The 5404-nt window shown below is 41.0% G+C and carries 9 protein-coding genes; 8 read left to right on the forward strand and 1 reads right to left on the reverse strand.

What is annotated here, in order from left to right; translation table 11 throughout:
- The first annotated feature begins 399 nt into the window (after positions 1-399).
- The 8 genes from JO375_RS02060 (at position 400) to JO375_RS02095 (ending at position 4437) form a co-directional block, all read left to right on the forward strand.
- The gene (locus JO375_RS02060) at positions 400-789 is read left to right on the forward strand and encodes a DUF4258 domain-containing protein (RefSeq protein WP_229522915.1); all 390 of its coding nucleotides are present in this window, start codon (positions 400-402) and stop codon (positions 787-789) included.
- Between the two features lie 55 nt (positions 790-844).
- A complete protein-coding gene (locus JO375_RS02065) occupies positions 845-1120 on the forward strand; it encodes a hypothetical protein (RefSeq protein ID WP_229522916.1) in 276 nt (91 codons plus the stop codon).
- A 76-nt stretch (positions 1121-1196) separates the two neighbouring features.
- Positions 1197-1463 (forward strand): hypothetical protein, encoded by a 267-nt coding sequence (locus JO375_RS02070; RefSeq protein ID WP_229522917.1) that lies wholly within the window; start codon positions 1197-1199, stop codon positions 1461-1463.
- 19 nt (positions 1464-1482) lie between these two features.
- Positions 1483-1836 (forward strand): hypothetical protein, encoded by a 354-nt coding sequence (locus JO375_RS02075; RefSeq protein WP_229522918.1) that lies wholly within the window; start codon positions 1483-1485, stop codon positions 1834-1836.
- Positions 1808-2074 carry a hypothetical protein gene (locus JO375_RS02080; RefSeq protein WP_229522919.1) on the forward strand — a complete coding sequence of 89 codons (267 nt, stop codon included), beginning with the start codon at positions 1808-1810 and terminating at the stop codon, positions 2072-2074. The genes JO375_RS02075 and JO375_RS02080 overlap by 29 nt, the downstream gene beginning before the upstream one ends.
- A 604-nt stretch (positions 2075-2678) precedes the next feature.
- Positions 2679-3080, forward strand: a complete 402-nt coding sequence (locus JO375_RS02085) for a hypothetical protein (protein WP_229522920.1) — start codon at positions 2679-2681, stop codon at positions 3078-3080.
- 51 nt (positions 3081-3131) lie between these two features.
- Positions 3132-3575, forward strand: coding sequence for a hypothetical protein (locus JO375_RS02090; RefSeq protein WP_229522921.1), 444 nt, complete (start codon positions 3132-3134; stop codon positions 3573-3575).
- Positions 3576-3918: 343 nt separating this feature from the next.
- The gene (locus JO375_RS02095; protein WP_229522922.1) at positions 3919-4437 is read left to right on the forward strand and encodes a hypothetical protein; all 519 of its coding nucleotides are present in this window, start codon (positions 3919-3921) and stop codon (positions 4435-4437) included.
- Positions 4438-4557: 120 nt separating this feature from the next.
- Here the strand turns inward: JO375_RS02095 and JO375_RS02100 are convergent, their stop codons facing one another.
- The gene (locus tag JO375_RS02100) at positions 4558-5010 is read right to left on the reverse strand and encodes an AbrB/MazE/SpoVT family DNA-binding domain-containing protein (RefSeq protein WP_229522923.1); all 453 of its coding nucleotides are present in this window, start codon (positions 5008-5010) and stop codon (positions 4558-4560) included.
- Positions 5011-5404 lie beyond the last annotated feature (394 nt).

The raw sequence follows: 5404 nt of genomic DNA on the forward strand, positions 1-5404 counted from the left end.
TCAAACCGATAGGTTTGATGACCCAAGAATCCCCCACTTCAAGCGTTAGCTAAGTGGTGGGAGTGTTCAAGTTGTAGTACGATTTCCATTGCTGATTTTACAGCATTCATGGAGTGAGAGGCACGGGAAGAAAGTCGGTAGTGAGGTAGAGTTAGCATATTCCCAGATGAATTATCTATCTTGATAACTAAGTTAGGGTACGCTATAATGTGTTTAATCGGAAAACTTAAGAATTGTCTCTGACAACATTAGTAGTTAGAGAAGAAGAATGTTCGTTGTAAAACGAACTTAATGCAAATGCTCTGAAGCAGAATTGGATGGCCATCTTTATTTGGCGATGCCTTTTTTTGTGTTCAGGGCTTTTTTTGTTTTCTAAAACAAAGAAAGGAGTGGTATCCATTGAACCATTTGAAAGATATGTGGGAAGAAGAAATGGTGTGTATTCGAAAGGGGATACGCCAAGAAGACGGTTATCTCACCACGATTTCAAAACATTACTTAAAAGATCGTCTCGCTAATCCAGAGTATCCAGACCGTGTATTTAATGAACTGGATCTTTTTTGGGCCATCTCCAATGGATTCATTGTAGAAGGGTACGATACTGGCGAGCATGGAAACAATTCAGAACCAGAGCGTATTATTATCGGTCCGGCTTTGTCGGAGGATTGGTGTGTTGTGATCGTTGCCTGTAAGTTAGACAATCACTACGTGATCAAGACTGTTTTCCCTGTAGACAGGAAACGTTATCGAAAATATCTACCAACAGCAGAGCGCCCACATCCAGAATAAGCCGATTTGAAGAATGAAAAAATCGTGATAAAATAAGATCATAGGAGGGATGCTTGTGTCTCAACATGATCGGGAGAAGGGTTGGATAGAAGTGAAAACGCAGGACATACGTTCTTTTGAAGGTGGGTCTTTAATTGTTAACGATGTGCCTGCAATAAGGTATGAACACGACAATGATGAGCAAATCGCGATTGGTGACGTTGCTCTCATGGCCGGATACGCGCAGATGTTGGAGAAATCCAATGTGATCGGCGAGGTAAGTGTTCTATTTGAAGCTCTAAAGCAAAAGTTTACGGTTGAGGACTTCCTAGGTAAGTCCAAGGTGAACTAATTCCATAGCCGTAAGGATAAGGAGATGCATATAACTGCATCTCCTTTTTTTTGTACCGAAAAAAGGAGGCTGGAACATGACAGAAACCATTCGAGCAGTATGCATCCAAATGGAGACTTCTCTGATCTTAGGAGGTTATGCAGTCATTGTTATTGACCACATCAAAACGATTGTTGATTTTGATGTTGTACATGAAAACAACCTCCCGGAGAAAGTAATCGTTGGAGGCCGTGGCAGAAGAATACCTGATCAACACGCACAAATGTGTGAGGAATTACTTCTGCAGTACTTTCAGCAGCAAGTTGTTCCGCTTAACAAAGGGTTGTATGAGGTCTCAGCATAAAGATTTGGAGGCGAATGAAATGAACAAGATTTGTTTGTTATTGAACCTAGGCGGCTTCGAGCATCGCATGCAGGAACACTTGGATATGGCTAAAAGGTACGGTGACCAGGTATTTAGCTTGACTGGAGAAGGTTTGTTTGATGTGACCATCCAGTACCGGGTGCCTGTTAATGTATTATCTCTTTCCAAAAGTGAACTGCAGGTGTGGTCCAGCTTGATTAATGAGCAGCTGGAACAATATCACCCCAATACCGATCATGTCGTGATTCTGGCAGCGGGTAAAACCTATGCTGGTATCATTCCTGTCGGTACGAATGTCATCGAGGGATTTCGTATTGGAGTGGATGCAAGTCGCACTGGATATCACGGTTGAAAAGACACTTCGATCACTCTATGGCTACCAGGAACGATCTCCTAGAATATGGTCTAAAACGGATAAGGATCATTATTTCACCTTTTATCCGGTTAAGGATCATTATTATTTCGAAGTCAGAAATGGAGATATCCGAGTTTCCATCCAGCATCAGCAGTATATTCTGTGGCTGGAAGAGTTGAAATATAGCCTTAGGGGTCAGGGAAAACCTGATGATCAGTTGAAGTTCATTATTTAAATGAGTTCCTATTCACGGGAGCATCCCCTGTCATAGTTCAGGCGGTATTCTTCCGCGCATACATAGGGGATTTTGGAAATTGACCAAGTTTACCAGATAGAATCTGATTTCTCTAGATTCTGTTTTGTGAAATATAAATGGATACAGAGAGAATAAAAGAGAAGGGTGCATGCCAATAGGGGGTGTGCTTCTTCTCTTTTGTTTTAAAGGGGGGATGACATGAATATTACAGATCAGCTAATTTCGCTAGGCGGAAATGAGTATGAGTTATTTCTTCAGCCCACAAGGGGTTATTACCATGCATCTGAGCGAAAATTCTATCGCAAATTAAGAGGCGATAACAGTGTTTGAACAAGGATATCCGGATGCAAGGTTGATTGCGCAGTCTCTAATGTTCACTTCCAAATGACGCGAAAGTCAGGTCGTTCCTGTAAATCATTTCTTACGTTTTGGATACCTGCTTTCCACGGATCTGACCATATTGCTCAATCTGGCTAATTACCGGGACTTTAAGTTCATCCGCTTGATGAAGAAAGCACATCGATCTGATGTGTTAAAACACATAATCTTATAAATCTTATAACATCCAAGGGAGGATTTTTTTATGTATTTCACAATTGTTGACCGCAATTACCGGTCATGGAGAGAACAAGTAGCAGCTGGGGAATGGGTAGATATTACAGAGATTTCTAAAGACATGGGCTTTGCTCCTCAAATGGCGATCAGCCGCGCTGCCTGGAATACCGTTATTTCTCCGGATCAGCAGGGAACAATGCTCAATTTGGACAATGTAAACACGGTGGCATTCTTTCTATCCGTATTGAAAGCAACCATTGGGGTGACGAAACCTGGAGCTACCGTTTCATTCTCTACTTTTGTTGCAAAACCTGGACTTCGGAAAGTTCCATTAACTCTCACTAGCGCTTTTGGAGATTTTGGGGAATACATCCTCAAGGTCGAATTGACAGAAGAACTAGAGCGGCATATTAAGAAAGTTCTCGACTAACATGACTTCTAATTAGTTAATTCAAAATGAATTTGAAAGGTGATGATTTGAATGATAGGAACATGTGATTTTTGCGAAGAGGATCAAAGGAAGCTTAAGTACCTATACCAGGATGGTGTAGCCATTTTAGCTACCTGCAGATATGGATGTCATAGCAAAAGAAGTATTCCTTCCGCCAAAAATCGTAACCGCCCATTTTCAATCATCAGCATTGAAAAGTTATCAGGTGGTTTTGAAGACTCTCAATGGAGAGTCAAGGTAAAGGATGAACGCGGCCGTATTAGAACCCATGATCTGAAACGTTACGGGAACGAAACAGAAGTGACATTGCGTCATGCTATTAGCAAAAAGTGTATCAATGCCAAACAGACCTTCCTGATCTACTTACAAGCCTGTACGCTCCGTGGGTTGCGTGAAACGATGGACAGGAACGTAGAGCGCCTTGGCCGGGTGTTCTACCCCGGCCGTGGGCGCTCTAGTTATCGGCCTGAGTAGTGGCCCAGCGGTGCGTACTGGCTCTTAGGTGGCGGCTGCCGCCTTAGAGCCAGTAGCATGAGCCATGTTTTCGCTGTTTTTATCTGAAGAAAACAAGTATTAGACTGAAAAATAAAGTTGCAGACTGGTTCACCGGCTTCTACCAGGCTTGATGGTAAAGAAAAATAAAAAGAGCCGTCCCAAGAAAGTACGACTCTAACTACAAAATACACCCTTGCTCTTTTGTAAGGTGAAAATGTTCCAATCCACTCATAAACTTGACTAAATATGTATAGTATTGTTTTGGGAATTTCATGTAATTATTGATATGTAATCTATTATTGTTTGATAGGAGGAATGATCTTTGAAGAAAAAACACTTTATTGCATCAGCCTTCTCTGTAGGTTTACTAGGAGTGGCTATTGCCGTGCCGAGTGCGATCTTTGCGAATTCAGATGATCCTGTAACTGATTCTGCAAATACATCGACCGCATCGACACAAGATGCTGGTACAGCAGCTACTGGTGGCCATGTAATCACTCCGCAAAAAATCGGGAATACTTTCGGCAGCAGAGTACAAGGAGGCGCAACTGTCCAAAGTGCCTTTGAGGTCCCTAAAGCATATGGGCATGTTAAACTAACCCTGAAAAATAGATCTAGTTATCCAGTTAGGGTTAGTTTAGAGCACAATGATTCAGGTAAAGAATACATCTCTGGAAAAAGGATTGAACCCGGCAGCACTTATACTTGGAGAAGTAGTGATGATGGTTACACAGATGGTTTACGTTCCGGAAGTTACACTCTTCAATGGCGCGGTGGCAATAATGATGTTAATGCGGAATTCGATGGGGTTTGCGGATCACGGACTGCGGATATCCGATAGCTTCAGAATTAATTTTAAGAGATAAGGATACGCAAGAAGCAAAGAAAGCTTCAGGCCCCATTAGGTCTGAAGCTTTCTTTGTTTATCAGCTCCACTTTGAAGTTTGAGCCCAGGAGATTTCTATAATAATTTTTTTAGCTGAGATATTCGTCCTTGTGATACGCCAAGCCATTCGGCGTATTCGCTCTGCTTGGCTTTTGGATGTTCACGCATGAGCTGCCGTAGACTTTTAAGCAATTGTAATGTAGGCCGATGAACTTTAGATTTTTTATTCGCGGGTTTATCCTTAACAGCAGGAACAGGAATGAAAGTAACACCTACGTTCCCCTTCATGTCGAGTATACATTGCTTACATAAAAGTGAACCTTTGAAATAGTTTAACTCATGGATTGAATTGCACAATTTACAGGAAGTCCCGTTACTATACTTTCCTAATCCCATAAAACCTCTCTCAACGTCCATATAAAATTCTAAAGGCTCGCTATTATCAATTCCCATTGAGTTCCGGATTTCTATGGGAATAACAATTCGGCCTAATTTATCTAAGGGACGTATTATACCTGTTCTCTTCAATGCTATATCCTCCTGCATCAGAATTATAGAGACCCACCTAGATTAATTTTCTAAATACCCTTGCAATTTTTGTGTATATAACCCAATGATCTCCTAAAAAAGTATTTATTGTCGTGAAAGAAGATGGTATATTGTAAACATACAAATATTTCATTATATAATAGGTTTTCCAATTCTTTTTTTTGTTTAAATTTGAAAACAAAAACAATTTTACGTGAAGGGTGGTTTTATTCATGGAAGAAATCACACCTATGATGCGCACAGAAATTGAAAAATACCTAAAACAGAACGGCATAACTCTGACCGAGTTTAGTCACATCATTAATTTGAATGTAGGTACACTTAGCAGCATCGTCACAGGCAATCGTTCTTTATCTGTTAACCAGTTAGATCG

The organism is Paenibacillus farraposensis, assembly GCF_020736845.1.
Classification (GTDB): Bacteria; Bacillota; Bacilli; order Paenibacillales; family Paenibacillaceae; genus Paenibacillus; species Paenibacillus farraposensis.